Below are 26387 nucleotides of genomic sequence, written 5' to 3' on the forward strand. Positions count from 1 at the left end.
TTTTTTTTACGAACAAATCAGGTAGAGAGGTAATTAATATGAATAATTTTGATATTTTTAAGTTGAAAAAGGCTGGTCTGACCAATCTCAATATTCACAAAATATTGGTTTACCAAGAGAAGTACGATAAAAAGCTATCCTTGCGCAACATGGCTGTCGTCTCTGAATGCAAAAATCCCATTCTCTTTATGGAAAATTATAAAAATTTGGACATCAAGGCCTGCCGTGAGGAGTTTAATCGCTTTCCATCCTTTTCGATTTTGGATGACATTTATCCCTTGGCCCTCAAGGAAATTTACAATCCACCAGTCTTGCTCTTTTACCAAGGAGACCTTGACTTGCTAGATAAACCAAAGTTGGGCGTGGTTGGTACGCGAAATGCCAGTAAAAACGGCATCCAGTCAGTCCAGAAGATTATTAAGGAACTTCAGAATCGCTATGTCATTGTCAGCGGCCTGGCGCGTGGAATTGACACTGCGGCCCATATCGCCAGCCTAAAAAATGGTGGACAGACCATTGCGGTCATCGGTACAGGCTTGGATGTGTCGTATCCCAAGGAAAATAAAGATTTGCAGTCCTATATAGGCAAGCATCATCTGGTCTTAACAGAGTACGGGCCTGGTGAACAGCCGCTCAAGTTTCATTTCCCAGAGCGTAATAGGATTATCGCTGGTTTGGTCGGCGGACTGGTGGTCTGCGAGGCAAAAATGCGGTCGGGTAGCCTGATTACTTGTGAGCGTGCCCTGGAAGAAGGGCGGGAAATATTTGCCATTCCAGGCTCCATTTTAGACGGAAAATCTGACGGATGTCATCATTTGATTCAAGAGGGCGCAAAGTGCGTCACATCGGGCTTGGACATCATTTCTGACTATCAATTTTAAAATAAGTTTTCCTATAGGAAAATAAAAATCTTGACACTAGCTGAAAAATAGTATATTCTTTGTGAGTTAAAAATATTTGTAAGGAATGAGAATGGCTACAAAAACAGTTAGTAAGAAAAAAACAGCGAACAAGAAAAATCTGGTTATCGTAGAGTCGCCTGCCAAGGCCAAGACCATTGAGAAATATCTTGGTAAAAATTACAAGGTAGTTGCCTCGGTCGGACATATCCGTGATTTGAAAAAATCCAGCATGTCCATTGACTTTGACAATAACTACGCACCAGAATACATCAATATTCGTGGTAAAGGGCCGCTCATCAATTCTTTGAAAAAAGAGGCCAAGAATGCCAAACAAGTCTATCTGGCGAGTGACCCGGACCGGGAAGGAGAGGCGATTTCCTGGCATTTGGCCCACATTTTGGGCTTGGATGAGCAGGACAAAAACCGTGTGGTATTTAATGAAATCACCAAGGATGCGGTAAAAAATGCCTTCAAGGAGCCGCGTGCTATCAACCATGACTTGGTCGATGCCCAGCAGGCCCGTAGGGTCTTGGACCGTATCGTAGGGTATTCGATTTCGCCAATCTTATGGAAAAAGGTCAAGAAAGGCTTGTCGGCAGGGCGCGTGCAATCCGTTGCCCTCAAGCTCATCATTGACCGAGAAAATGAAATCAACAATTTCAAGCCGGAAGAATACTGGACCATTGACGCTACCTTCAAAAAAGGAACGAAAAAATTCCAGGCATCATTTTATGGAGTGGACGGCAAGAAAGTCAAAATCGAAAACAATGACCAAGTCAAGGAAGTCTTGGATAGGCTAAAGGGTGATGATTTCTTGGTGGAGCAAGTCGAATGCAAGGAGCGGAGACGCAATGCGCCATTACCGTACACCACTTCCACCATGCAAATGGATGCGGCCAATAAAATCAATTTCCGTACGCGGAAGACCATGATGATTGCCCAGCAGCTTTATGAAGGGGTCAGTCTTGGAACAGGCGGCACGCAGGGTCTTATTACCTACATGCGTACCGATTCGACGCGGATTAGTCCAGTGGCTCAGGAGCAGGCTGCTGCCTTTATCACAGAGCGGTTTGGTCAAAACTATTCTAAGCATGGCAGCAAGTTCAAAAATGCCAGTGGTGCCCAAGATGCCCACGAGGCTATTCGTCCGTCCAATGTCAATCTGACCCCAGAATCCATTGCCAAATATCTGGATAAGGACCAGCTCCGTCTTTATACACTGATTTGGAATCGTTTTGTAGCCAGCCAAATGGCTGCGGCTGTATTTGACACCATGAGCGTTCGTCTAGGGAAAAATGGTGTTCTCTTTGCGGCTAATGGTAGCCAAGTCAAGTTTGACGGTTATATGGCGGTTTACAACGACTCAGACAAGAATAAAATGTTGCCGGATATGGAGCAAGGTGATACGGTTACTCGGACCGCTACCAATCCTGAGCAGCACTTTACGCAGCCGCCAGCTCGCTATTCTGAGGCGACACTAATCAAGACCTTGGAAGAAAATGGTGTTGGTCGTCCATCTACCTATGCACCGACCATTGAGACCATCCAAAAACGCTATTATGTTAAACTGGCTGCCAAGCGATTTGAGCCGACAGAGCTGGGCGAGATTGTCAATAAATTGATTGTTGAATTTTTCCCAGACATCGTCAACGTCAAATTTACAGCCGAAATGGAGCAGAAATTGGACGACGTTGAGGTTGGAAAAGAGCAGTGGCAGAAGATTATCGATAGCTTCTACCAGCCTTTCAAGATTGAGTTGACCAAGGCTGAGGAGCAAATGGAGAAAATCCAAATCAAGGATGAGCCTGCCGGATTTGACTGTGACGTTTGTGGTCATCCCATGGTCATCAAACTGGGGCGATTTGGTAAATTCTACGCATGTAGCAATTTCCCAGATTGCCGCAATACCAAGCAAATCACCAAGGAAATCGGCGTGACCTGTCCAGTCTGTCATCAGGGTCAGGTCATTGAGCGCAAGAGCAAACGCAATCGTCTTTTCTACGGATGTGACCGTTATCCAGAATGTGAATTTACATCTTGGGATAAGCCGGTCGGTCGTGCCTGTCCAAAATGTGACCATTATCTGGTTGAGAAGAAGGTTCGTGGTGGTGGCAAGCAAGTCGTCTGCCCGAACGGTGATTATGAAGAAGAAAAGATTAAGTAAACTTTTGTAGGAATCAAATGGATGAGCCTGTCGATTTGGTGGTGAAAAGCCTCAAGCCAAGTCTGCATTTTGGTCGTCTATTCAAAGATAAAGCAAAAATCCTGTAGTTTTGAGAACCACAGGATTTTTCATTTTATTCAGGAGAATAAATTTGGACGAGTTGACCAATTGGTCTGATGTCGTCGTCCTCAGACAAGGGAATATCATCATAGTCGGGATTAAGGGATTCGAGATAGGTTCCCTTATTTTTTTTGACAAAATTTTCGCCGTTGACCGAAAAAATTCCTACAGTGTTGAGCTCGACTTGGTGAGAGAGACGGATAAAGAGATAGTCACCGCTGGCAATGTAGGGCGCCATTGAATCTCCGACCACCTCAGCAATAGCATCGTATTCCTGTGGAGCAGGAATAGTATCAGCAGAAAAAGTGACTAGGTTATCAAAGTCGCTGTCCTGCCAATAACCGCTACCAGCAGACACCTTGCCTTGGACAGGAAGTTGGACGGTTTCTAAGTAGTCAGACAGCTTGACAACCTCACCTGACGGTGCATCTGAATCTGCCATGGTAGCTACCTGCTCAAAGCCAAAGTGAATCCATTTATCACGGTAGTCACCTACCAATATTTGGTCTAGTTCTTGCACCTGATTTGACATTTTGTAATGGAATTGGGCAAATTGTCCAGGTGTCAGGGTCAGGGCAATATCCTGGTCCTGGTCCAATTGGGCAATCAGTTCATGCACTGGGATGCCCATCCCAATCGCAATCTTTTCCAGAGTTTCCATGGTTGGTAGAAGGGGCTTCTTAGTCTTTGGATGCTGATTTTTTTCCAGCATAGAAATGTAACCCTTTGTTAGGCCGGATTTTTCCGCAAATTTATCCATTGATAGTTTTTCGTTTGTCCGGTATTTTTTTAAAATGTCACCTAGAATCATGGCTTTCCTCCTTGATTGTTTAACTTATTTTACCATATCTTGAAAAAAATATCAAATTCTATGTTTAACACGTTTGACAAATTTCAAAAATGATGGTAAGATAATGAAAACAGAAGGATTGGAGGATAGACAAATGGAAGTTCGGAGGACTGAGATTCAGTGGGAAACCTTGTATCGGGAGTGGGAGAATTATGCTGGGCATTTTGGACTAGATACGGGTGATGTGTGTGTTGACAGCTTGTCTGAGGGTACAGCTGGTCTCATGACCATGCGCTTGCTGGCTAAATACCAGGGGAATCCAGAGGTGAGGGCTGCGATTTGGTTGGCTTCTTTTTGCCGAGATGTAATGCAGGATTATTCCTATTTGTTAAATAGCAGAGCCTATCAGTTAGTCAATCAGATATATTTTCTTGCCTTTGATTTATTCAAAGAGGATGGGCTTGCCTGGAGCAGTCATCTGAGTCGCTTGCAGCCAAAATTATTTATATCTTATCGGATATTAGAAGGGCTTGATTTGACAAACTACCAGTCTATTGTGGAGTTGGCCATGTTGCAGGCCAGTTTAACCAATCAATTTTACAATCGTTCCCTGTTGAGTCGTGTATAAGGAGAAATCAAATGAAACATCAGACTGAGTACCAGTGGGTATTGAAAAGCATGGTTGAGTATGAGAGGCGCTATGGTATTACTATCTTGCAGGAGCTGTGGTCTATGGGAGTTCGAGATGGTGAGGAAGTCAGTCGTTTGGTAGATGGTGTCATGGAAGCAACTCGAACTAAGGAAATGGTTTTGGATGTATCAGCCCTGGTCGGGCAATTTCGCTTGCAGATTGAACGGATGCGCTATCTTTATCAGACCAATCTTGGGCAGGAGGAAAGATTGGCAAGCTAGTTGGATATAAAAAGCACCTGAGAGTGCGTCCTCAAGTGCCTTGTAGGTGAATCCTATTCTGCCAGGAATCTATTTTCTTTTCTGTCAAATTTGTGCCCGCAGTACCGACAGTAGTAGTAGGTTCGGTCAGCTTCGTAGAGGGTAGCAAACCAAGCTCCTCGACTACCATTCAATAGGTGGCCCATCATAGCTGCAGTTCGAGAGTAGCGCTTTCTAGCCGGCTTGTAGGCTTGAATAGATGTGGACGAACATTCTGGACATCGGCTGGGCAGGTGGTGCTTATCATCTTCTGTCGTCGGGTGGAGCCTCCTGTATATACTGTAGGCAATGATTAGGGTAATAAGTCCAATAGGACCAATGTATTCTAGGAGATTTTTCATGTATCTTAAAATGTCTTTCCAGGATTAGATTTGGCTGGGTGGTCATTCTAAGTGCGCAACTGACTTAAATATTGGTCATACTTTTCTAGAGGCACTACACCTAAGAGGCAGAGTGTTCCAATTAAGATTCCACGAAGCAGTTGCTACTGGTTGCCTTTGGACAGCCAAACAGTGACCAATGCAGCTAACAATAGCAGAAGAAGGGAGAGGAGTTTTCGCCAAGGCTTTAGTTGAAAGAATGTTGGAGATTGAGGAGTATCTTTCTTAGAGAAACGGCCACTGTAACCAATTAAGATTCCTAAACTCATTGAAATGGAAATATACAATGAGTAGGGCATTAAGTAGATGGCTATGAAACTGTGCACTAGAAAAAGGAATAGGAGCTGACTCCAAATAGGTATGGTTAGCAATAATTTTTTCATAGTTACCCGTCCTTCCACAATGATTGACCATCACATTTTGCGTAGAAATATGTCATAGTTTTCTATGATAGTGACATTGTTTAAGAGGGTTCAAGTATAAACAAGGCTGATAGGTTATCCAGTCTTGAAATTGACTATATCATTCTCCAGAATTATTAGTTATTTGCCTTTTTGGAGGCATGAAAATGTGGGTTTCACTAAGATAAGTATAGCAAAAATTTGCTTGTTTTTCAAGGGAAATCTGGTCGAATCTCCTTTGAGGATTTAGTATAAAACCATAAGAAATTGTTATAGGATTATATGTCGTTTACCAGACATTTTTTTAGATTTATGTTAATATAGATTTGGAAGAGGATGTTATGCAAAGATGATATTCTTTTGCAAAATATAGAAAGGGGGCAAAATATGAGCAATCGTAAAGAACAAGAGGAACTCAAGTACCTCGAATCTAAGAAAGTTCTATTAGAGGCCCAGCTAGAGAACCTTCGTGACCGTAAAGGTCAGGTGGGTAAAGAAATTTCTCTGGTCTCTTCCAAACTTAATTCAGTCAATCAGAGGATCCAGGCATTGAAAGGCCGAAGCGATTTGATTGTTTCGGAACATGCAATGCTGCGTTATTTGGAGCGAGTTGAGCAGCTTGATGTCGCTATCTTGAATCGAATAATAGCTGAAGATGAGGAATTACAGAGCGTTGTAAAAACCCTTGGAAATGGGATTTTCCCAGTCAAGGGTAGGGGATTTAAACTTGTCATAAAAGACAACGTAGTTGAAACAATTACCCTTGATGATTAGTTGACTGAAATAGGTATTACCCGATAATCCATGATTATTGGGTATTTTTTCTTGTTTCTTAGAATGATATAGTCTATAACTATAGCCTTGGATTAAAAATTTCTATTGGTCAAGCCTGTGAAAATAGAGTACAATGTTCAAAAAGAACAAAGGAGATCCCTTATGACTAGAGAATTTTCGTTTGAGACCTTGCAATTGCATGCGGGACAGGAAGTAGATGCAGCTTCAAAATCTCGTGCTGTACCAATCTATCAAACAACCTCTTATGTATTTGATGATGCCCAGGAGGCGGAAGACTTATTTGCTCTTCGCAAATTGGGAAATATCTATACTCGAATTACTAACCCTACAGTAGCAACCTTTGAGAATCGGATTGCAGCGCTAGAAGGTGGTGTTGGAGCTCTGGCTACTTCATCTGGTATGGCGGCTATCACCTATACTATCTTAGCTTTGGCTCATGCTGGTGATCATATCGTAGCAGCAACAACTCTCTATGGTGGTACCTTTAATCTTTTCAAAGAAACTTTGCCACGCTATGGAATCACAACCACCTTTGTTGATATTGATGACTTCGAGGCAGTAGAAGCAGCGATTCAAGATAACACCAAACTAGTTTTTATTGAGACCTTGGGTAATCCGGTTATCAATGTTCCTGACCTTGAAAAATTGGCGGACATTGCACATAGAAATCAGATTCCATTGGTATCGGATAATACGTTTGCAACGCCTTATCTCATCAATGTCTTCTCACATGGTGTAGATATTGCAGTACATTCAGCGACTAAATTTATCGGTGGACATGGTACAACAATTGGTGGTGTCATTGTTGACTCTGGTAAATTTGACTGGGCAGCATCTGGGAAGTTCCCGCAATTTGTTGAGGAAGATCCTAGCTATCACAATATCAGCTATACCCGTGATTTGGGTGCAGCAGCCTTCATTGTGGCGGTTCGTGTTCAATTGCTCCGTGACACGGGTGCAGCCCTAGCTCCATTCAACGCCTTCTTGTTGTTGCAAGGGTTAGAAACTCTTTCTCTTCGCGTTGAGCGTCATGTGTCCAATGCAGAAAAAGTAGTTGATTTCTTGCTCAATCATCCTAAGGTAGATTCCGTCAATTATCCTTCGCTGGACAATAGCCCTTACAAGGCACTGGCGGATAAGTATTTGCCAAAAGGAGTGGGGTCCATCTTCTCCTTCCAGGTAAAAGGCGGAGCCGAAGAAGCGCGTAAAGTCATTGATAGTTTGGAAATCTTCTCTAATTTGGCGAACGTTGCTGATGCTAAATCTTTGGTGGTCCACCCAGCTACTACCACACATGCTCAATTGCCAGAAGAAGCTCAGCTCGCAGCAGGTGTCACGCCAAATCAAATCCGTCTTTCAATTGGTCTCGAGAATGTAAACGACTTGATTGAAGACTTGAAGATAGCCCTAGACAGCTTATCATAAAATAGAATCGACTTGGACAATGGTTCAAGTCTTTTTTCGTAGCAAAATTCAGCCAAAATGCTTTCTTTTTGCTAGAATGAAGATAAGTAAATAATGTTTAGGAGTAATCTCGTGGAACAATTTGATTTGTTGGTTATCGGATTTGGTAAGGCGGGTAAGACCTTGGCAGGTAAGCTGTCAGCAGCTGGGAAGTAGGTTGCCTTGGTTGAGGAAAATCCTGCTATGTTTGGTAGAACCTGTATCAATATCGGTTGTATTCCAACCATAAACCTCTTGGTAGCAGTGGATAAAAACTGGACTTTTGAGCAGGTTATGGAGCAAAAAGAAGCTGTAACAACTCGCTTGAGGAACAAAAACGAGGCAGTATTGAAAGGCAGCGGTGCCAATCTTTATCAAGGTCACGCACGTTTTGTAGCTGACAAGGTTGTGGAGGTAGTTGCTGGAGAAGAAAGCCTCCAGTTAACTGCGGAAATCATTATCATTAACACAGGTGCCAAGTCACGTATTCTTCCAATTCCAGGTTTGTTGGATACGCCAAACGTTTATAACAGTACAGGCATTCCGAACTTGGAGGTTCGTCCTGGCAAGTAGGCAATTAACGGCGTTGGTTTATTCTAATCAGATTGAACAGAAAAAATCCGCTCGCTTGGGCGGATTTTTTCTGTTACTCTGTTAACTGATCAACTGTTCGATAGGCAAGAAGTCCCAGCAAGACACTAGCCATCGGAAGCAGGGTTGTCAAAATACCCGTATGCAATGGGGAGTTGAAGAAGAAGTGCAGACCGATACTCGCTGCAATCCAAAATAGACCTTGAACTTTTGATATAGCTGCTTGTTTGGTAAAAAGTGCCACCATGCCAATAGCAAAGAGCATGGTAAATACCCAGTGGGTCCAACCAGCCTGTCCAACACGACCGATAATGGTCTCAAACCCATCTAGTTTACCAATAAACATATCACGGAAGGTGAACATGATATCTTCAACGATTTGGAAACTAAGACCAGCTATGATACCACTGACCAAGGCATGTTTGAGAGTCATTTTTCTTGCAATTAGTAAAACTAAGACAACAACCAGAGCCTTGCCAAATTCTTCTGCAAACGGGCCAGAAACAGCAGCCCCCCAGTCATAACGAAAATCATCGCTGACCTTGACAATCTCCAGCAAAAAGTAGCCAATAGCTGTGTGTCCATAGTCTGAAAAAGCTACTCCGGCAGTCAGGCCCAAAATCCAACTTAAATGACTGACTTTTTTGGAAATAGCATAGCTGTTTTCCAAGTAGCGGATTAAATAGACCAGGGGAATGATATAAAGGGCAGCAACAGAGATAGTTAGTAAAAACAAGGGATACTTGGCTTCCATGCCATTTGGTTTGGCCAATTCTTCAAAGATAATCTGACAGCCTTTTACAAAGCCAAAGCTGGCGAGAATAAGGGCAAACTGACTTTTATAGGTATTCCATAGGTGTTTCATAAGATTCCTTTCGTATGCTTAGTAAAGAAGATAAGACAAGACTGTCAGACCGATGACATCAGCCAGACTATGAGCAAAAAAGAAGGGCAGTAGATTACGGGGCTGGCGTTTTTGATAGAGAAAATGAAAGAGAAGCCCCACAACCAAGCCAAGACCAATTCCAGCCACCAGACCTTGATAGGTGTGAAAACTAGCCCGAACCAGGAGCGAGAAGGGAAGAATCCACTTACTCTCCTCGGGTTTGATCATAAAACATAGCCCCAGAAAAAAGATTTCCTCGTAAAAGCCATTGAGGAGGGAGTAGGCTAGCAGGGTGATGTCAATGTGTGGCAGAAGGTTGAACATGGAGGGCATGACTGGACTTGTCAACTGATAGGTCAACAAGTGAAAAATATCCATACAGAAGGCCGTCAATCCGAAAATCAGCAGAGCTTGTAAGGGAACCCAAGGTGTCCAGAATATTCGTTTTGCCAACTGAAAAATATCCACCTTCCGCCAGATAAGATAGGCGAGAGCTAAGCTGAGCCAGACCAACTGGATCAGCAAGGCCTTGATATTGTCTAAAGCCGTAAAGGTCAAATTTTCCGCTAGGCTGGTTTGCTGAGTGAAGAGGCCGATACACTGTAATGTTGAGTTGATGATTCCCTCTCCGAATAAAATCACAGCCACAACTAGTAAATCCACCGGAGAAATATACTTCTTCTTTTCTTTTAACATAAGTATCCTTTCTAGTTTCTATCCCCAGTTTAGCAGAACCAACTATTCTCACCCTACCCCTCATCTGTTTTTTATCTGTTTTTTGCAGCGATTGTCAAAAATCAGTTGAGCCCTCAGACAAATAAGCCTATAATGGAGAGAGAAGAGAAAGAAAAGGGAGCAAGTATGGCACGCATTTTGGTACTGGAAGATGACCCTGTTATCAATCAGGTTGTCTGTGAATTTTTGAAGGAAGAGGGACACGAGGTTGAGAGTTTTGTCAATGGTAGAGCAGCTTATCAAGCTAGCCAAGAGAGCCAGTTTGACCTCCTTATTCTAGACATCATGGTTCCCGAGATGACAGGCTTGGAAGTCTTGCAGGAAGTTCGGAAAAAATCGACAATTCCCATTCTCATGCTGACAGCCTTGGGAGATGAGTGCACCCAGCTTCTGTCTTTTAATCAGCAGATTAGCGACTATGTTACCAAACCCTTTTCTCCCCTTATTCTGATGAAACGGGTTGAGAATATTCTCCGTCAGGAATGTCAGACGGATCAACTGGTGGTGGGGAACATCAGCCTATCTGAAAAAACAGGTATGATTTATGATCAGGGCAAGCTGGTTTCCTTGACCCAGAAGGAGTATGCCATTCTACACTATCTGATCAAGCACAAGGACCAGATTGTCAGTCGAGACGGCCTGATGTTAGGTATCTGGGGCTATACAGAGTTGGATAGTCGTGTCCTAGACAACCACATCAAAAATCTACGCAAGAAATTACCAGACCTTCCCCTAAAAACGGTCATTGGCCGTGGTTATCAGTTGGAGACCTAAGATGAAACTAGCCAAAAAGGAATTCCTCATCGTAACCCTAATGGTCAGTCTTACCTCACTTATCTTGCTTGGCCTGCTCTACTATGCCATGCCTATCTATTACAATCAGGCCAAGAAGGACCAGCTCAGACAGGAATATAACCAAGTTCTTACATCTCTAGAAGGTCAGGACCAGACAAGGATTATTGCCAGTTTGACCGCCTACGACCAAGATTCCCCCGACCTACTTTTGACCCTCTATTCTGCCAATCAGGAGATTATCTATCCTTCGCAGGAAGAGAGCAGTCAGGAGCGGGGAAGCAGTTATCTGGAGCAAGGCCAGTACGATGAGATTGGTTCTTGGTCGGCTCTTATTACCACAAAAGAAGGTAAGGAGTTGGTTCTCACAGCCGAATATGGTTTTTATACCCTATCAGGAGTCAGTCAAACCCTCTTGACCTTCTATCCCTTTGTGCTCCTCTTGATTATTGCCCTAGCCGTGACCTCGGCCTTTATCTACAGCCGCTTCTCAACTCGTAGGATTGCCCACCTCTCTGCGACGACACGGCAAATGCAGAGCTTACAAGCAGGTCTGGCCTGTCAAGTGACGGGGCGTGATGAGATTGCAACCTTGGCTCAGGACATTAACCATCTTTATGGAAAATTGCAGAGCAGCATAGAAGAGTTGCGGGAAGAAAACGAGCGCAGCCTGGTGCGTGAGAAGGAGAAATCTGACTTTCTCCGTATGACCTCACATGAACTCAAAACGCCCATTGCCAGCATGACCGGTCTGGTCGAGGGGATGCTTTATAATGTCGGGGAGTTCAAGGACCATCAGACCTACCTAGCCAAGTGTCGTGATATCCTAGCTGAGCAAGCAGCCCTCGTTCAGTCTATCTTAGAAGCTACCACAGTGGATATGGCTATAAAAAACAAGGGAGAAGAAATAGCCCTTCACAGCCTGCTTGAAGAAATCCTACCTTCCTATGTTGACTGGGCATTGTTAGAAGGCTATCCGTTTCAAACTGACTTGGAAGAAGTCTTTATTCATGGGAATCCGATCTATCTAACCAAGGCTCTAAAAAATATCCTGGACAATGCCTTTCGTTATACTAGCCCGCAGGCAAGCATCAAACTCAGACTCCAGGCCAATCAGCTTTTGATAGACAATCAGGTTTCTCATTTGCTCAGCCAGGAAGAACTTGACCAAGTCTTCCAGCCTTTCTACCGACCAGATTACAGTCGTAGCAAGGAGGACGGAGGGACAGGTATTGGACTCTACCTGGTCAAGCAGATTTTGGACAGTCACCAGTTTTCTTATGAATTTTTCCCGCTTGATCATCATACCATGCGGTTCGTCATTCGGTTTTAAGACATGAAATCCCTTATTTTTCAAGGGATTTTTTGTTATCCGTAGCAGAATTGTGTCAAAAATATTCTTTTTTGATAGACTAATGTTGAAAAAATAAAAGGAGAATCTTATGGAACAATTTGATTTGTTAGTTATCGGTTTTGGTAAGGCTGGAAAGACCTTAGCAGGAAAGCTTTCTGCAGCTGGAAAAAAGGTTGCCTTGGTTGAGGAAAATCCCGCTATGTTTGGCGGGACTTGTATCAATATCGGTTGTATTCCCACCAAAACCCTCTTGGTAGCAGCAGATAAAAACTGGACTTTCGAGCAGGTGATGGAGCAGAAGGAAACTGTGACCACTCGTTTGCGGAACAAAAATGAAGCGGTCTTGAAAGGCAGCGGTGTCAATCTTTATCAAGGTCACGCACGGTTTGTGGCTGACAAGGTTGTAGAGGTAGTTGCTGGAGAAGAACGCCTTCAGTTAACTGCGGAAACCATTGTCATCAACACAGGTGCCAAGTCGCGCGTGCTTCCAATTCCAGGTTTGTTGGATACAGCTCATGTGTATGATAGTACAGGCATTCAGAATTTGGAGGTTCGTCCTGACAAGTTGGCAATTATCGGTGGTGGTAACATTGGACTTGAATTTGCTGGACTTTACAGCAAACTCGGCAGTCAGGTGACGGTATATGAAGCTGGCTCTGCTATTTTACCAAGAGAAGAGGAAGTGGTTGCTAAGTTAGCCAAGGAGTATATGGAAGAAGCTGGCGTGATCTTCGTCTTGGGTGCGAAAATCGAGCAAGTAGCAGCTGCGGGCGAGCAAGTTGCCGTGACTGTCAATGGCGAAACGGCAGTCTTTGACGCTGTCCTCTATGCGACAGGTCGTGTGCCAAACACTGCTGACTTGGGCTTGGAAAATACGGCGATTGAGCTTTTGGAAAATGGTGCTATTAAGGTGGATGACTACTGTGAAACGACCGTTCCAGGTGTCTATGCAGTGGGCGATGTCAATGGCGGTCCACAATTCACTTACACATCCCTAGACGACTTCCGTATCGTCTTCGGCAAATTGACTGGGACTGGAACTTATAGCTTGAGCCAACGTAAGTCTATTCCAATCAGTGTCTTTATCACGCCTGTACTGTCTCGTGTCGGTCTGACCGAGAAGGAAGCCAAGGCAGCAGGTTACGACTACATTGCCAATGAACTGCCTGTTGCCAATATGCCGCGTGCTCATGTCAATAATGATCTCAAAGGTATTTTCAAGGTTATCGTGGATAAGGAAACGAAGCTTGTTCTGGGTGCAACTCTCTTTGGTCGCAATTCAGAGGAGCTGATTAACTTGATTGCCATGGCGATTGACAATAAGATTCCTTATACCTACTTCAAAACGCAGATTTTCACCCATCCGACTATGGCTGAGAATTTGAATGATGTATTTTCACTCATCGAAAATTAACACTATTCGGCGTCAACTTGCCTTGATATACTCAAGTATAATCTGCGGCTTCGTTTCCTAGACTAGTGTCAATTTTCATCGAGTGACCATTTTTATTTGATGAACCGTGACCGTCCGTAATGGGCGGTTTTTTGTCGGTAAGCACTTGCAAATATGGTATAATGAATGGTAAGAATAGACTAGGAGAACATGTATGATAAGAAAGGAACACAATGAGTTTACGAGGGTGCAAATACCTGCTGCTTTACATTTGACCAGACTCGGTTATGACTATCTTTCGGCTACTAGTAAAGAAGTTAAAGAACGAGATCCGGATACAAATATCTTACTATCCATGTTTAAACAACAGTTCCTTAAATTGAACAATTATGCAAGTGAAGCTGATTTTGAACAAGAATTTGAAAATATTCGCCTGGAATTAGAACAAGATGATTTAGGACGAAGTTTCTTCAAACGTATTCATGCTGATTCTGGCTATACCTATATCAATTGGAAGAATCTTGAGGCAAATACATTTCATATAGCTTTGGAAGTCACTTGTCAAAATGGTGAGGACGAGTTCCGACCAGATATTACGATATTTATAAATGGTTTGCCACTTAGTTATATAGAAGTCAAACAACCAAATGCCATTCGAGATGGGAAGACAGGTATTCAGTCTGAAAAGGATCGGACCAAGTTTCGATTTGAAAATAAAAAGTTCAGACGGTTTAACAATATCACACAGTTGATAGCTTTTTCAGACAATCTTCCCTATGATGATAGCCAAGGACAACAGTTACAAGGCTCTTATTACTGCACCAATGCTTCATCTGGTACCAAATTTAACTCATTCAAGGAAGAAGAACCAGAGCAATTAGTTCTATCTCCATTGGAAGAAAAAATGATTGATTTGGTTCTTACAGATGTTAATCGTTTTGCCCTCAAGTCGCAAGTTGAATTCCGAACCAACTTGGATCCTGCAAGTCCTTGCAATTCCTTTTTATCTTCCCTTTATCAGAAAGAACGGCTCTTTTTCATGCTCCGATATGGTCTCGTCTATGTGGAAGAACGAGATGAGCTTGATCAGATTCAACTACAAAAACACGCCATGCGTTATCCACAATACTTTGCAACTAAAGCGATCGAGAGAAGCTTGGATGTTGGAATTAAAAAAGGTGTCATTTGGCACACACAAGGCTCCGGTAAAACAGCTCTTGCTTTCTTCAATATCCGCTATTTGCGTGACTATTATGCTGATAAGGGTATGGTGCCAAGTTTTTATTTTGTGGTAGATAGGTTGGATTTGGCTGATCAGGCCTTTAAAGAATTTAGCAAGCGTGGCCTAACAGTTAATCGAATAAACAAGCCCAGTGAGTTAAATCAAGTACCAGCCAAGTGTCATGTTTCGGTGGTTAATATTCAAAAATTTAAGGATACATCCGACTTGACGGACCATTCTGGTTATAACTTAAATCGGCAGAATATCTATTTTATCGATGAAGCCCATCGTTCTTACAACGAAAAAGGGTCCTATCTACCAAATCTGTATAATGCTGATAAGCAAGCTATCAAGATTGCGCTGACAGGTACTCCATTGATTGCTCCGAAAGCAGATGGTAAATCCAAGGAAACGGCTATAACCACTCGTGATATTTTTGGAGACTATATCCATAAATACTACTATAATCAATCCATTGCGGATGGTTTTACGCTGAGACTAATGCGTGAGGATATCGAAACATCCTATAAAGAGAACCTGAAAACCATACATGAAGAGATTCAAAAAGGTTCGATTGATAAAAAAGAAATTTTTGCTCATCCTCGTTATGTCAGTCCTATGTTGGATTTCATTTTAGAAGATTTTACAAGAGCTCGAAATATACTGTTTGATGATCAATCCATTGGAGGAATGATTGTTTGTGATTCTTCCGAACAAGCTCGGGAATTGCATAAGCAATTAGAAGAACGGCGACTAGCAGGTCATACGAGCTTCACCTCTACCTTGATTTTGCATGATGCAGGAGATAAGGATTACAAGAAAGAAGAAGTAGAAAAGTTTAAGAAAGGTCAAACTGACTTTGTTATCGTCTACTCTATGCTCTTGACAGGTTTTGATGCGCCACGTTTGAAACGACTCTATCTTGGACGGAAAATCAAGGCTCATAACCTCTTGCAGACCCTGACCCGTGTCAATCGTCCATACAGGGACTATACTTTTGGTTATGTGGTTGATTTTGCGGATATTTCTAAAGAATTCGACAAGACCAATAAAGCCTACTTGGAAGAACTCAATCGCGAATACCAATCAGCTTTAACTGATGAGGATGGGGAAAATCTGTTTGGAGCTATATTTGTCACACCAGAAGAAGTCAAAGACCAGTTAGAAAAATCGCAAGGGGTTTTGATGAACTATCCAACAGATAACTTGGAATATTTTGAAAAAGCAATTGACCAAGTGAAGGATAGGAAGGAATTAATCCAACTGAGGAAGTCGCTTGAGACCATTCGGCAGTACTACAACATGGCGCGCCTCCATGGCTATCACGAAGTCATCGAGCAGGTCAATATGGGAGAAATAGCCAGCCTATTAAATATGTTATCTCGCCGACTATTGACCTTGAGTTTGATTGATAAACCAGATAGTTTTTCAAGCCAACAACTCTTAAATCTTGCCATGTCTGAAACTAGCTTTAGCTTTACAAAGATCAAAGAAGAGGAGTTGCGCCTTGCGGCCAATGATCTAGATGACATCCGTCGTCGTGTGGCCAGTGGCATCAATCTACGTAGGGACGAGAAAGATCCAGAGTGGGTGAGCCTATTTGAAGAGTTCCAACGCGTTCTAAACAAACACATGACACAGGAAGTTGAAGGATACAGCTTGGAACGTATCAAGGAGACCAAACAGGCCTACCAAAGCTTGTTCGATTCTGTAGAGGATTACAAATCACGGATGAATCGTTTGGCTATGAACTTTGGTGGAGATAGCATGTCAGCCCGTACTTTTAAACGAGTTACTCAATCCACGGTAGTGAGTGATTATCCAGCTATTTATCAAGTATTAAAAGGTGCCAAGCCGTTGATTGACTATCAAATCGGACTCAACCAAGGAATCCTTGACAACGAAGCCTATTTGGAAGGGGAGATCAAGCGCCTAGCCCGTGAAGAAATGAAGAAAACAGAAGTAGGGAAGCAACTCAAACGAGTCGATTATGATAAGTTGATTCGTTCCCTGATGGAAGTCTATGAAGGAGAATACTAACCAAATGGAAGACAATTATATCGTACAGGTACAAAGCCAAGTAAAAGGCTTGGTAGATGAACTCAATGCAGTATTAACCAATGCAGGATTATGGGGTGAAGCAGGAGGGTATAAACTCTTGACCCAGTCCTTCCTATATAAGTTTTTAAATGATAAGTTTCTCTACGAAGCCTTAGTCGTTGACAATAACTATGATTATCAAGGTCTTTTGGACCTTTCTGAAGAGGATTATGACTGGTTTTTAGACGATATTGGGACTAAAACTGCTCATCTAAAACCTGAACAATTGATTGAAAGCTTACACCGTCAACAGAACCAAGCAGATTTTTCTGAGATTTTTGAACAAACGCTCAATCAGATTGCCATTGACAACAATGCTATTTTCTCAGTTCATACGGATGGTGGAACAGATATTCGCCTCTTTGATCAACGCTTGATTACGGATACCATTTCTGATGCCAGCAAGCGAAATGAAGTGGCGGCTTCTATTATCAATCTCTTGGCGCGTGTTAAATTTGACCAGCAGATCTTTTCACAGGGCTTTGACTTCTTCTCTACCTTGTTTGAGTACATAATTAAGGACTACAACAAGGATAGTGGAAAGTATGCGGAATACTACACACCTCACTCTGTTGCCAAAATCATCGCGGCCATTTTGGTGGGCAATGACCAACCTAGTAATGTCAAAATCTATGATCCTTCTGCTGGTTCGGGGACTCTCTTGATGAACCTGGCCAGTCAGATTGGAACTGACCGTACCAGTGTGTACAGTCAAGATATTTCACAAAAGTCTTCAAATCTCTTGCGTCTGAACTTGATTCTCAATGGCTTGCAGCATTCCATTCACAATATTGTACAAGGAAATACTATTCTCAACAATCGTCATGTGGAGAAGATGGACTATATCGTGTCCAATCCTCCTTTCAAACTTGATTTTTCTGAGTGGCGAGATCAGGTAGAAAGCCTACCAAATAGCAGTGAACGATTTTTTGCTGGTGTGCCAAAGATTCCCAACAAGAAAAAAGATAGTATGGCCATTTACCAACTCTTTATCCAGCATATTATCTATAGTTTGAAGGAAGATGGTCAGGCGGCCATTGTCTTGCCGACAGGATTTATCACTGCCCAGTCTGGTATTGACAAGAAAATCCGTCAGTACCTGGTCGATGAGAAGATGTTGGCAGGCGTTGTGTCCATGCCGTCTAATATCTTTGCGACCACAGGTACCAACGTGTCCATTCTCTTTATTGATAAGAAAAATAAGGACGATGTAGTCTTGATTGACGCTTCTAATCTTGGGACCAAGGTCAAGGAAGGCAAGAACCAAAAGACAGTCCTTAGCCCTGATGAAGAAAGCCAAATCATTGATACCTTTATTAACAAAGAAGTTGTCGAAGACTTCTCAGTCAAGGTCAGCTATGAGGAGATTAAGGATAAGAACTACTCCCTCAGTGCTGGTCAGTACTTTGACATCAAGATTGACTACGTCGATATTAGCCAAGAAGAATTTGAAGAAAAAATGCAGGGCTACCAAGACCGCTTAGCCGACCTCTTTGCCCAATCCCATGAATTGGAAAAGGAAATAGCAGAGCAGATGAGGAGGGTGAGGTATGAGAATTAGGGTTGGAGATATTTCAAAAATTAATGAGTTGTCACTCTTAAAAAATGATTCTTTTGATACTATTTTGTATCTAGATACTAGTAATTTGACCGAGAATAAGGTTGATACACTACAAAAAATTGATTTAAGTATTGATAAATTACCAAGTCGTGCCAAGAGAAAAGTTAGAAAAAATACTATACTTTTTTCAAACGTACGTCCAATTCAGCGTCACTACGGATTGTTAGAAGAAACTCCAAATAATCTTATTGTTTCTACTGGTTTTACTACACTAAATCCTGATGACTCAGTAATAGATGAGTATTTCCTATACTATTTATTGACTCAAGACTCTACTATTAATTATCTACAAATGATTGCCGAGAATAGTGTGTCATCATATCCGTCAATCACTTCAAATGATATTGCTGATTTGAATTTCGTCATACCTGATAGTATTGAAGAGCAAAAAAGAACAGTCAAGATAATAAAGCTTATTGACCAAAAAATCTCTCTGAACAACCAAATCAACGAAGAGTTGGAGGCGATGGCCAAGACGCTTTATGATTATTGGTTTGTGCAGTTTGATTTCCCTAATGAAAATGGAAAGCCCTACAAGTCCTCTGGTGGAAAAATGGTCTATAACGACCAACTCAAACGCGAAATCCCAGAAGGGTGGGGAGTGAAGCAGTTGGGGGAATTATCAACTTATGTTACCGATAAAATTAGTTCTAATGATTTAAATTCAAAAAATTATATTGGCACAGATAATATGCTATCAAATATGAAAGGTATTGAGCAAGCAACTTATTTACCTAACAGCACTTTGGTAAATAGTTTTATCCCTAACGATATTCTAATTGCTAATATTCGCCCATATTTTAAGAAAATTTGGATATCAGACCGCACAGGTGGTTGTAGTAGTGACGTTTTATGCCTCCGAGCAAATGATAAGGAAATCTGTAATTATCTATTCTATTCCTTGGCGAGAGATGATTTTTTTAATTATAATGTTGCAGGATCAAAGGGTTCTAAAATGCCTAGAGGTGATAAGGCTCATATTCAAAAATATAGTGTCCTTTTTTCAGAAAAACATGCTTTAAAATTTTCTAAATTAGTCTCAAATTTTATTAGTCAAAAACATTTAATTTATAAACAAAACCAAGAACTGACCCAACTTCGTGATTGGCTCTTGCCAATGCTGATGAATGGGCAGGTGAAGGTGGAGGAGTAACGAGGTGGAGTGTAGATGGATTGTTTATCTTGTTTGCATTTGAAGGAGATTAAATAGCAAGAAAACCTCCTTACAGTTTGAAAGAAATTCGAACTGTAAGGAGGTTTTTTCATAGGTAGTAAATTGCTAAAGATTGGAAATTCGTTCGGTTTCATAATCTTCAACAAAATAAGTACCATCATTGATATCGCTAAGTCGCATTTTTAATTTATTGAGGAGTTGAAGAATTTTTTCCTTGTCTTTTTTTTCTTGTTCCTCATCAAACCAAAATGATTGCATATTGTCATTAAAATGGTAGTAAGAAGAGTACATATTTTGTATTTCAGTGTTGATATCCTGTAAAATTTTGTCGTTATCAATACAATAAATACCTGTTATTGATTCAAATGTTTCTTCATCTAATTTATCTTTCCAAATTGGTCCAGCTAGAAAATCTAGCATAATTTTGACTTTCTTCATTTTATATCTCCTATCGGATAGATTGTAACAATAAAGCCATTATTGCCTACACCATTTAAAATATAATGTTTTCCATTGTAAAGGTAAATACGTTCGATTCCATTTTTGTTTGGTCGCCTATGAATTAATTCTCCTTTTTCGATGATTTCTTTTATAAAGGCAGGGATTTCATCTTTTGTAACTCCAAATTTTTGAAATATATCTGTTTCATGGCGAAGGATTATATGTTCTAGGCCAGCAAATCGATTGCCTTTTTCCAACCAGACCAGTTCTCCCTCTTGTGTCTCAGTAATCATTACGATATTTTCTTTTGAGAATTTTACTCCACTTAGTTCAAGTTTTGTCAGTAGATGGTCTGGAATTAATTTTCCTTTGGTATTTCCAAAGCCACCATAAAATCCAGTCCCCATATCATATACCTCCTTTATGATAGAGTTTGATTTCACTTGGATATGCAAGAAACTCAATACCAAATAGTTGATGTAGTTTAAAAACATCGTCAGGTAATGTGCCGTAAACAAGGACTTTTTTTGGACCCAACTTATCAATAACTGCATCGAGTCCTTTTGTAAAATGTTTTTTCTCTTCTTTGTCACGCATAAATCCATGCGATCCAACGCAAATAGTAGAACCTTCTGAAATACCTAAACATGCTGTTTCAAATGTTCTTTCGTCCCCCCATCTTATATTTGGAATAACATTGATTCCATTTCTTTGAAGCCATGCTCCTATAGCTCTATTACGAAAGATATTCCATTTTTGTTGCGTCAATGGCATATCACGGAAAATAGAAAAATCCGGAGTGATTACACCACCATATTTTTTTAGTTCTTTTAAGTATTTTTTAGGTTTATTCCAAATACTTTGAAACTTAATATCATCTTCATAAAAACCAATCCAACTTTCTTTAGGATATGATTTGCGTTTTGAAAAAGGAATAATTTGCTTAGGAAGCTCTCCAGTATAAGGACGAATTACAGGGATTTCTTCCTCACCAGCATAATTATTATTTTTTAATATATTAGCGTGATAAACATCTTGGTTACTTTTTCTGTTTTGTTGAATTATTGTCATTTTATCTCCTCGAACATCTTGTTTTTACGAGGTGACTATGGTAAACTAGGATTGTATAGATAAGTGGTTTACCTAGCCACCTCCCCAGCCTTGAGTCCCCACTCAAAGGCATTTTTTTTATTTCCAATCATCTTTTTCATATTGCTGCAATTGATAGCTCGCCATACTATGAGAAACCTTACATTTTTCAACTACCTCCTCTACGGTCAGTCCTTTAACAAGGTGCATGGGAACTAATAGCTCTCCTGCAAAACAATTTGCTTGCCATTCCGCATCCTCGTAAGACTTTATTGATTGTATTTCTTCGACTGTTTTGCAGAATTTTATTTCTTCATATCTATGTTTAAAGCAATGGAGGAGTTCGTGAGCAATAGTTGATCTACAAAATGGATTACCTTCACATGCACCATTATATGTAGACTCTCTGAGTCGGATAACGTTTGTAGTATATAATGTTTCACCATATGAATCTGGCATATCTTCATCTGGTAAAATTTCAAGATTTAATTTTTCATCAGCTACAAGTATTTCCAGTACTTCAACAATTGGAAATTCTAATTGAAATTCAAGTTTTGTTTTTTGCCTTATCAAAAGTGCATAATTTCTTAAGTCTTTTCTAGAGCATGGAGAAACTTTAAAGTTATTCAGCATCTAAATCCTCACTTTCTTTATTAAAAAATGCCATTAAAGTAGTTAAATCTTGTGTATTAAATCTTTCTATAGATCTTGAAAATGCAAAAACGGTTTCTCTTTGATTTTCTGTCAGAGATTCAAGTTCTATTTCAATTCTACTTTCTGTCAGATGTCGTGATTGAAGTAATTTTTCGAAGTCATCATTCTCCAATAAGTATATGGAATTGATTTTTTCATCCCAGTCTCTTGGGATTTTCTTTTTACCATTTTCGACAGCAGATAAAAATGCAGAACTAACATCAAGTTTTTGAGCCATTGTTTTCAATATTTCTCCGTTATCTATTCTCAATTTCCTTAGAAATTTTCCATAGTCAGTTACCATAATATTTCTCCTTAATTCATTAGTTACAAATGAATTATAAACCAATCCGAAGAAAAAATCAACCTTTTTGGTTAACGATTGATTGTAAAATAAAATTCTACTAAGATATCTATAATTATGGAGTATCACTCATATATTTAAATATACTATTTGTTCTTTGATTTTATTGTATTCAGAGATTGCTATTTATTTTTAGTAATTACTTCATTTGGGAATCTCTAAAAACTAATTTTCTAAAATTTAAAATGTTGATTTAACAAGGCTTTCGTAACTCCAAATTCGCAATTTTGGGAGTTTATAGAGGTGCCCATTTGTATTATTTTAAAATTTTATAATCCAATCATTTGATAAGTAAGTTTGAAATATTTTAATAATTAGATTTTTGATAAAAATACCCCCTAATCATGTCGACTAGGGGGAATTTTTTCTATCTTGTCTCCATTTCTTTTCCTTGTGGTAGACTTGTCACAATGTTTATGGAAGCAGTACTTGTTCCTGTTTGATTTTTCTGTCGTGTCCGTTCTGAAAAATCTTGACGAATGTCATTTAAGACTTGTAGGATAACTTTCTCTGGTGCCGTTGGGTCATAGCTTATTTTATTGACCAAGTGACTATACAGGAGGGTGTACAGATTGAAGGCTGTTTTACGGACTTCCAAGCTGTTTATCTTTTCGCGAGTGCTGGTGTCCTGACTTCTTTTCAGATAGAGACGATAAGTACTTTCATGGCTTTCACGGAGATTGGCAACAGCTTCATCTAACATAAGTAGGCTAATATCTTCTGAGTAAGGTGGCTTCGCCAGTCGGGCTAGCAAAGAATCAATCAAAGCCGATGATTCTTGCATATTGGTAGACCTTGTATTTTTGTATAGTTTGATGAGTTCTTGTAGTCGGTGATAGGCTTGCAATTTCTCTGGTGTCCGAGTATTTTTAAAGAGTTTGAGTCCGTTGACGAAGGCAGAGTAGTCAGCCTTTCGATTCTTTATGGCCTTGTTTAAGTCATTAGTCATGTCTGAGCCACGTTTTTGTTTGAGACTTTTTTTCAGTAAGGGCAAGGATTCTTCAAGCTGTTTGATTAAGTCCGTTACCATGGGGTCATTGGTGGCTGAACTATATTGTTTCAAGGTATCAACACTACTTGTGATCAATTGTGTAAATTCTGCTTGATTCAGATGTTGTGCATATAAAGGAATTCGGATTTTCATTTGTGTACCTCACTATCTTTTTTTCCGGTCATCTTATCTATTCGTAAATAAGTAGAAAAAAATAGAATTATTTCAAAAAAAGTTTTTAAAACTTCTCAAAACAGCACAGTTACCTATAATAAAATTTTATTTTTAAGAAATTACATTGAAATGTAAAGATATAAATGTTTAAAAGTAACAATTCAGTTTGTTTTGCTTATTTAAAAATCGTTTTTACAATGAAATTATTGTTTTGATATGTTTTCAAATTGAAATGATATGATTTCAATTTGTTGTGAATGATAATGTTTTGCACTTTTTTGGTTTAGCTATTTGCTGGTAAGATAAGGAAAGATAATTTGGAAGTCTTACTTTGAAATGAACTAATCAGAAACATTAGAAGATAATTCGCTCATTTTGAGTGAGCGAATTATTAAGCGAAAAAGAGTAAGCTGTGCTTGAAAAGGTTTCTCAGATATTACATTACTGATTTTCATGGTACAATAAGGTATCAACCATTGGAGGTTTTATATGAAATGGAATAAAAAAATAGCACTCAGTGCCGTCTTAGTCGCAAGTTTGTTTACTTTATCAGCCTGTCAGTCGATTTCAAATTGGTGGAAAAATACCAAGGAAGAATGGATTGGCTTGGAAATGACAGTTCGGACATTTGATGAGAATTCTCAGCTAATAGATGAAATGTCTGGTAAGTCCTTATCGATTTCGCGGAATGAAGAATTCGACTCAGTGGATGCTGAAGGCTTTTCTAATGCGGATTCGTCTGTTTTGAAGGTGACACTAGGTAATTATGAAATTGACCACGTAGGCTCATCTTTGATTGCAGCAGAAGAAGGTTTGGAAGACTTGTATGCGAAGTATCAGACAACAGTAGATATTGCAAATTACGATCGTGCAATTCCGCTTGTTAACCGTATGGTATCTAGTCTCAAAAATGATTTTACAGGTAAGGCAAAGGTGGTTTTGATTCGTTCGCAAAATGGAACACCATTAGCGACCTATGTTGGTGATAAGGTATCCCTTTATGCTTCGGATGCGCCAAAAACATCTGAGCTCTTGATTGATGGTAAGCGTTTGATTATCTACCGTTGTGACTATACTATTTATGACAGAGAATTGTTGGAGAACTAGATGATAAACATTCGGTCAGCTCAGATAGAGGATGCTGCAGATTTGGTGGCTATCTACGCTCCTTATGTTGAAACTACAGCCATTACTTTTGAGACAGAAGTGCCGACTGTGGCAGACTTTGCTAGTCGGATTAAAAAGACCTTGGAGAAATTTCCCTATCTTGTCGCAGAAGAAGAAGGGCGGATTGTGGGATATGCGTATGCATCGACCTACTATGCCCGTGCTGCTTACGATTGGACAGTTGAATTGTCTGTTTATGTCAGTAATTTGGCACGTGGAAAAGGAATCGGAAGTCTTTTATATGATGCCATAGAAGAAGATTTGAAAGCGCGTGGCTTTAAGAACTTTTTAGCCTGTATTGCTCTTCCTAATCCAGCCTCGCTTGCTCTTCATAAGAAGAGAGGGTATGAACAGGTAGCACATTTCAAAAATGTTGGTTATAAATTTGATACCTGGCATGATATTGTCTGGCTTCAAAAATCTCTTGTAGGTAAGCAAAATGAAGATTGACGAATTAGAAAAACGTTTGTTGGCTGTGGCGGATGCCAGTCAGGCCCAGCCTATGAAGGCTTATATGAAAAACAATTTTGACTTTCTGGGTGTGCGAACTCCTGACCGCCGAAAAGTTGCTAGGCAATTTTTCAAAGAATCTAAGGCTCAGGGAATTGACTGGGAATTTGTTGAGGCTTGCTGGTCTAAGCCCTACCGTGAATTTCAATATATCGCCATTGATTATCTGGTTACCAAGAAAAAAGACTTGGTTCTAGCTGATTTACCCCGTTTGAAAAAACTGGCTCAAAGTAAGTCTTGGTGGGATAGTATTGATGGATTAGATAAACTAGTCGGTAAGATTGTTTTGGACAATCCAGAGGCCAAGCAGACAATCTTGGAATGGAGTTTGGATGATGATTTCTGGTTGAGACGGATTGCCATTGACCACCAACTCTTGCAGAAAGAAAAGACAGATACAGAGTTGTTGGAACAAATCCTAATCAATAATCTCAATCAGATTGAATTTTTCATTAACAAGGCGATTGGCTGGAGTTTGCGAGATTATTCCAAGACCAATCCTGACTGGGTACGGGCTTTTCTAAAAAAGTACAGTTCCCAAATGGCAGGCTTATCCATTCGTGAAGCTAGTAAGTACATTTAGGAGGAATCTTGTCTAAAGTATATGAATTTGTAGCAACTATCCACCCTGTTCCAGATAAGGGCGGAGCCTATGTCATATTTCCCTATGATATACGAGAAGAGTTTGGCAAGGGGAGGGTAAAGGTACATGCCAGATTTGATGGTCATCCCTATGATGGCTCCATTGTCAATATGGGAATCAAGGATGAAACAGGTAATATCTGTTACATTATTGGCGTTCAAAAGGCTATTCGAGCGGCTATTGGAAAACAGGCTGGTGATAGTGTACAAGTAAGCATTCAAGAACGAATGGAGTAATCAGGCTTGCAAATCCTTGAGATTATGGTAGAATAGTTACATGCGATGAGCCGAGTAGTGACTTTGTCACATTCGACGCTAGGGAGGTCTTCATTAGATTGAAACGCAGGAGCGGACCTTGGTTAGATGCTGTGAACCTTCTAACCTCATCGGAAACGATGCCCTTGCCCACCTTTTAGGTGGGCTTTTTTTGGTATAATGGAAAAAGAACCTGTATTCACAGTTCGGCACTTTTATCTAAGGCTAGTTTTCTACTACTCATCGT

At 40.4% G+C, this 26387-nt stretch carries 26 protein-coding genes and 1 pseudogene; 17 read left to right on the top strand and 10 right to left on the bottom strand.

The window, feature by feature from the left end; translation table 11 throughout:
- Positions 1-38 precede the first annotated feature (38 nt).
- The gene (gene dprA / locus ACHBID_RS05235; RefSeq protein ID WP_172095214.1) at positions 39-881 is read left to right on the top strand and encodes a DNA-processing protein DprA; all 843 of its coding nucleotides are present in this window, start codon (positions 39-41) and stop codon (positions 879-881) included.
- Positions 882-972: 91 nt separating this feature from the next.
- Positions 973-3066 carry a type I DNA topoisomerase gene (gene topA, locus ACHBID_RS05240; RefSeq protein ID WP_394731789.1) on the top strand — a complete coding sequence of 698 codons (2094 nt, stop codon included), beginning with the start codon at positions 973-975 and terminating at the stop codon, positions 3064-3066.
- A gap of 133 nt (positions 3067-3199) precedes the next feature.
- On the opposite strand, the gene ACHBID_RS05245 is transcribed toward topA, so the two are convergent.
- Positions 3200-3997 carry a helix-turn-helix domain-containing protein gene (locus ACHBID_RS05245; protein ID WP_394717921.1) on the bottom strand — a complete coding sequence of 266 codons (798 nt, stop codon included), beginning with the start codon at positions 3995-3997 and terminating at the stop codon, positions 3200-3202.
- Between the two features lie 133 nt (positions 3998-4130).
- Between ACHBID_RS05245 and ACHBID_RS05250 the strand changes: the two genes are divergently transcribed.
- A complete protein-coding gene (locus ACHBID_RS05250; RefSeq protein WP_394731788.1) occupies positions 4131-4604 on the top strand; it encodes a hypothetical protein in 474 nt (157 codons plus the stop codon).
- An 11-nt stretch (positions 4605-4615) separates the two neighbouring features.
- Entirely contained in the window at positions 4616-4888 is a 273-nt protein-coding gene (locus ACHBID_RS05255) for a hypothetical protein (RefSeq protein WP_105110579.1), read from the top strand.
- A 53-nt stretch (positions 4889-4941) separates the two neighbouring features.
- Here ACHBID_RS05255 and ACHBID_RS05260 read toward each other — a convergent pair whose 3' ends face one another.
- The gene (locus ACHBID_RS05260; protein ID WP_105110578.1) at positions 4942-5268 is read right to left on the bottom strand and encodes a hypothetical protein; all 327 of its coding nucleotides are present in this window, start codon (positions 5266-5268) and stop codon (positions 4942-4944) included.
- Between the two features lie 827 nt (positions 5269-6095).
- Here ACHBID_RS05260 and ACHBID_RS05265 point away from each other — a divergent pair.
- From ACHBID_RS05265 to ACHBID_RS05275, 3 genes and pseudogenes are all read left to right on the top strand, one after another.
- Complete coding sequence (locus ACHBID_RS05265) at positions 6096-6482, top strand: hypothetical protein (RefSeq protein ID WP_125265615.1); 387 nt, start codon at positions 6096-6098, stop codon at positions 6480-6482.
- 162 nt (positions 6483-6644) lie between these two features.
- Entirely contained in the window at positions 6645-7928 is a 1284-nt protein-coding gene (locus tag ACHBID_RS05270; protein WP_167785019.1) for an O-acetylhomoserine aminocarboxypropyltransferase/cysteine synthase family protein, read from the top strand.
- 111 nt (positions 7929-8039) lie between these two features.
- Positions 8040-8516: pseudogene (locus tag ACHBID_RS05275) on the top strand (FAD-dependent oxidoreductase); the annotation flags it as partial.
- A gap of 76 nt (positions 8517-8592) precedes the next feature.
- Here ACHBID_RS05275 and ACHBID_RS05280 read toward each other — a convergent pair.
- The gene (locus ACHBID_RS05280) at positions 8593-9402 is read right to left on the bottom strand and encodes a PrsW family glutamic-type intramembrane protease (RefSeq protein WP_167785020.1); all 810 of its coding nucleotides are present in this window, start codon (positions 9400-9402) and stop codon (positions 8593-8595) included.
- 18 nt (positions 9403-9420) lie between these two features.
- Entirely contained in the window at positions 9421-10119 is a 699-nt protein-coding gene (locus ACHBID_RS05285) for a type II CAAX prenyl endopeptidase Rce1 family protein (protein ID WP_394731786.1), read from the bottom strand.
- 165 nt (positions 10120-10284) lie between these two features.
- On the opposite strand from ACHBID_RS05285, the gene ACHBID_RS05290 reads away from it, so the two are divergent.
- The 6 genes from ACHBID_RS05290 (at position 10285) to ACHBID_RS05315 (ending at position 19793) form a co-directional block, all read left to right on the top strand.
- Positions 10285-10932 carry a response regulator gene (locus ACHBID_RS05290; protein WP_172029658.1) on the top strand — a complete coding sequence of 216 codons (648 nt, stop codon included), beginning with the start codon at positions 10285-10287 and terminating at the stop codon, positions 10930-10932.
- 1 nt (position 10933) lies between these two features.
- Complete coding sequence (locus tag ACHBID_RS05295; RefSeq protein ID WP_394731783.1) at positions 10934-12283, top strand: ATP-binding protein; 1350 nt, start codon at positions 10934-10936, stop codon at positions 12281-12283.
- A gap of 109 nt (positions 12284-12392) precedes the next feature.
- Positions 12393-13718, top strand: a complete 1326-nt coding sequence (locus ACHBID_RS05300; RefSeq protein WP_394731781.1) for an FAD-containing oxidoreductase — start codon at positions 12393-12395, stop codon at positions 13716-13718.
- A 193-nt stretch (positions 13719-13911) separates the two neighbouring features.
- Positions 13912-16959 carry a type I restriction endonuclease gene (locus tag ACHBID_RS05305; RefSeq protein WP_394731779.1) on the top strand — a complete coding sequence of 1016 codons (3048 nt, stop codon included), beginning with the start codon at positions 13912-13914 and terminating at the stop codon, positions 16957-16959.
- Positions 16960-16963: 4 nt separating this feature from the next.
- A complete protein-coding gene (locus ACHBID_RS05310) occupies positions 16964-18580 on the top strand; it encodes an N-6 DNA methylase (RefSeq protein WP_394731777.1) in 1617 nt (538 codons plus the stop codon).
- Positions 18570-19793 carry a restriction endonuclease subunit S gene (locus ACHBID_RS05315; protein ID WP_394731775.1) on the top strand — a complete coding sequence of 408 codons (1224 nt, stop codon included), beginning with the start codon at positions 18570-18572 and terminating at the stop codon, positions 19791-19793. Before ACHBID_RS05310 ends, ACHBID_RS05315 begins: the two co-directional genes overlap by 11 nt.
- 126 nt (positions 19794-19919) lie before the next feature.
- Here ACHBID_RS05315 and ACHBID_RS05320 read toward each other — a convergent pair whose 3' ends face one another.
- From ACHBID_RS05320 to ACHBID_RS05345, 6 genes are all read right to left on the bottom strand, one after another.
- Positions 19920-20252 carry an RNA helicase gene (locus ACHBID_RS05320; protein WP_394731773.1) on the bottom strand — a complete coding sequence of 111 codons (333 nt, stop codon included), beginning with the start codon at positions 20250-20252 and terminating at the stop codon, positions 19920-19922.
- Positions 20249-20662, bottom strand: coding sequence for a toxin (locus tag ACHBID_RS05325; RefSeq protein ID WP_394731772.1), 414 nt, complete (start codon positions 20660-20662; stop codon positions 20249-20251). Before ACHBID_RS05325 ends, ACHBID_RS05320 begins: the two co-directional genes overlap by 4 nt.
- Position 20663: 1 nt before the next feature.
- A complete protein-coding gene (locus ACHBID_RS05330) occupies positions 20664-21326 on the bottom strand; it encodes a DUF4417 domain-containing protein (RefSeq protein ID WP_394731770.1) in 663 nt (220 codons plus the stop codon).
- A 117-nt stretch (positions 21327-21443) separates the two neighbouring features.
- Positions 21444-21977 (bottom strand): ImmA/IrrE family metallo-endopeptidase, encoded by a 534-nt coding sequence (locus ACHBID_RS05335; RefSeq protein ID WP_394731768.1) that lies wholly within the window; start codon positions 21975-21977, stop codon positions 21444-21446.
- The gene (locus tag ACHBID_RS05340; protein ID WP_394731767.1) at positions 21967-22341 is read right to left on the bottom strand and encodes a helix-turn-helix transcriptional regulator; all 375 of its coding nucleotides are present in this window, start codon (positions 22339-22341) and stop codon (positions 21967-21969) included. Before ACHBID_RS05340 ends, ACHBID_RS05335 begins: the two co-directional genes overlap by 11 nt.
- 427 nt (positions 22342-22768) lie before the next feature.
- Positions 22769-23545 (bottom strand): DUF6261 family protein, encoded by a 777-nt coding sequence (locus ACHBID_RS05345; protein ID WP_394731766.1) that lies wholly within the window; start codon positions 23543-23545, stop codon positions 22769-22771.
- A gap of 510 nt (positions 23546-24055) precedes the next feature.
- Between ACHBID_RS05345 and ACHBID_RS05350 the strand changes: the two genes are divergently transcribed.
- The 4 genes from ACHBID_RS05350 to ACHBID_RS05365 are packed head-to-tail and all read left to right on the top strand — an operon-like array spanning position 24056 to position 26122.
- The gene (locus ACHBID_RS05350) at positions 24056-24673 is read left to right on the top strand and encodes a DUF5052 family protein (RefSeq protein ID WP_105108009.1); all 618 of its coding nucleotides are present in this window, start codon (positions 24056-24058) and stop codon (positions 24671-24673) included.
- Positions 24674-25183 carry a GNAT family N-acetyltransferase gene (locus ACHBID_RS05355; protein ID WP_394731764.1) on the top strand — a complete coding sequence of 170 codons (510 nt, stop codon included), beginning with the start codon at positions 24674-24676 and terminating at the stop codon, positions 25181-25183.
- Positions 25173-25826, top strand: coding sequence for a DNA alkylation repair protein (locus tag ACHBID_RS05360; RefSeq protein ID WP_172058900.1), 654 nt, complete (start codon positions 25173-25175; stop codon positions 25824-25826). Before ACHBID_RS05355 ends, ACHBID_RS05360 begins: the two co-directional genes overlap by 11 nt.
- 8 nt (positions 25827-25834) lie before the next feature.
- Positions 25835-26122, top strand: coding sequence for a DUF1905 domain-containing protein (locus tag ACHBID_RS05365; RefSeq protein WP_105160431.1), 288 nt, complete (start codon positions 25835-25837; stop codon positions 26120-26122).
- Positions 26123-26387: the final 265 nt, after the last annotated feature.

The organism is Streptococcus sp. A25, assembly GCF_043674095.1.
GTDB classification, from domain to species: Bacteria; Bacillota; Bacilli; order Lactobacillales; family Streptococcaceae; genus Streptococcus; species Streptococcus suis_V.

Bases quoted from the DNA above. Each gene is read 5' to 3' on its own strand.
- ACHBID_RS05305 (WP_394731779.1), top strand. From the start codon at position 13,912: ATGATAAGAAAGGAACACAATGAGTTTACGAGGGTGCAAATACCTGCT.
- ACHBID_RS05315 (WP_394731775.1), top strand. From the start codon at position 18,570: ATGAGAATTAGGGTTGGAGATATTTCAAAAATTAATGAGTTGTCACTC.
- ACHBID_RS05250 (WP_394731788.1), top strand. From the start codon at position 4,131: ATGGAAGTTCGGAGGACTGAGATTCAGTGGGAAACCTTGTATCGGGAG.
- ACHBID_RS05360 (WP_172058900.1), top strand. From the start codon at position 25,173: ATGAAGATTGACGAATTAGAAAAACGTTTGTTGGCTGTGGCGGATGCC.
- ACHBID_RS05300 (WP_394731781.1), top strand. From the start codon at position 12,393: ATGGAACAATTTGATTTGTTAGTTATCGGTTTTGGTAAGGCTGGAAAG.
- ACHBID_RS05350 (WP_105108009.1), top strand. From the start codon at position 24,056: ATGAAATGGAATAAAAAAATAGCACTCAGTGCCGTCTTAGTCGCAAGT.
- ACHBID_RS05285 (WP_394731786.1), bottom strand. From the start codon at position 10,119: ATGTTAAAAGAAAAGAAGAAGTATATTTCTCCGGTGGATTTACTAGTT.
- topA (WP_394731789.1), top strand. From the start codon at position 973: ATGGCTACAAAAACAGTTAGTAAGAAAAAAACAGCGAACAAGAAAAAT.
- ACHBID_RS05320 (WP_394731773.1), bottom strand. From the start codon at position 20,252: ATGAAGAAAGTCAAAATTATGCTAGATTTTCTAGCTGGACCAATTTGG.
- ACHBID_RS05260 (WP_105110578.1), bottom strand. From the start codon at position 5,268: ATGAAAAATCTCCTAGAATACATTGGTCCTATTGGACTTATTACCCTA.
- ACHBID_RS05255 (WP_105110579.1), top strand. From the start codon at position 4,616: ATGAAACATCAGACTGAGTACCAGTGGGTATTGAAAAGCATGGTTGAG.
- ACHBID_RS05335 (WP_394731768.1), bottom strand. From the start codon at position 21,977: ATGCTGAATAACTTTAAAGTTTCTCCATGCTCTAGAAAAGACTTAAGA.
- dprA (WP_172095214.1), top strand. From the start codon at position 39: ATGAATAATTTTGATATTTTTAAGTTGAAAAAGGCTGGTCTGACCAAT.
- ACHBID_RS05345 (WP_394731766.1), bottom strand. From the start codon at position 23,545: ATGAAAATCCGAATTCCTTTATATGCACAACATCTGAATCAAGCAGAA.
- ACHBID_RS05330 (WP_394731770.1), bottom strand. From the start codon at position 21,326: ATGACAATAATTCAACAAAACAGAAAAAGTAACCAAGATGTTTATCAC.
- ACHBID_RS05295 (WP_394731783.1), top strand. From the start codon at position 10,934: ATGAAACTAGCCAAAAAGGAATTCCTCATCGTAACCCTAATGGTCAGT.
- ACHBID_RS05355 (WP_394731764.1), top strand. From the start codon at position 24,674: ATGATAAACATTCGGTCAGCTCAGATAGAGGATGCTGCAGATTTGGTG.
- ACHBID_RS05290 (WP_172029658.1), top strand. From the start codon at position 10,285: ATGGCACGCATTTTGGTACTGGAAGATGACCCTGTTATCAATCAGGTT.
- ACHBID_RS05245 (WP_394717921.1), bottom strand. From the start codon at position 3,997: ATGATTCTAGGTGACATTTTAAAAAAATACCGGACAAACGAAAAACTA.
- ACHBID_RS05265 (WP_125265615.1), top strand. From the start codon at position 6,096: ATGAGCAATCGTAAAGAACAAGAGGAACTCAAGTACCTCGAATCTAAG.
- ACHBID_RS05270 (WP_167785019.1), top strand. From the start codon at position 6,645: ATGACTAGAGAATTTTCGTTTGAGACCTTGCAATTGCATGCGGGACAG.
- ACHBID_RS05325 (WP_394731772.1), bottom strand. From the start codon at position 20,662: ATGGGGACTGGATTTTATGGTGGCTTTGGAAATACCAAAGGAAAATTA.
- ACHBID_RS05280 (WP_167785020.1), bottom strand. From the start codon at position 9,402: ATGAAACACCTATGGAATACCTATAAAAGTCAGTTTGCCCTTATTCTC.
- ACHBID_RS05340 (WP_394731767.1), bottom strand. From the start codon at position 22,341: ATGGTAACTGACTATGGAAAATTTCTAAGGAAATTGAGAATAGATAAC.
- ACHBID_RS05310 (WP_394731777.1), top strand. From the start codon at position 16,964: ATGGAAGACAATTATATCGTACAGGTACAAAGCCAAGTAAAAGGCTTG.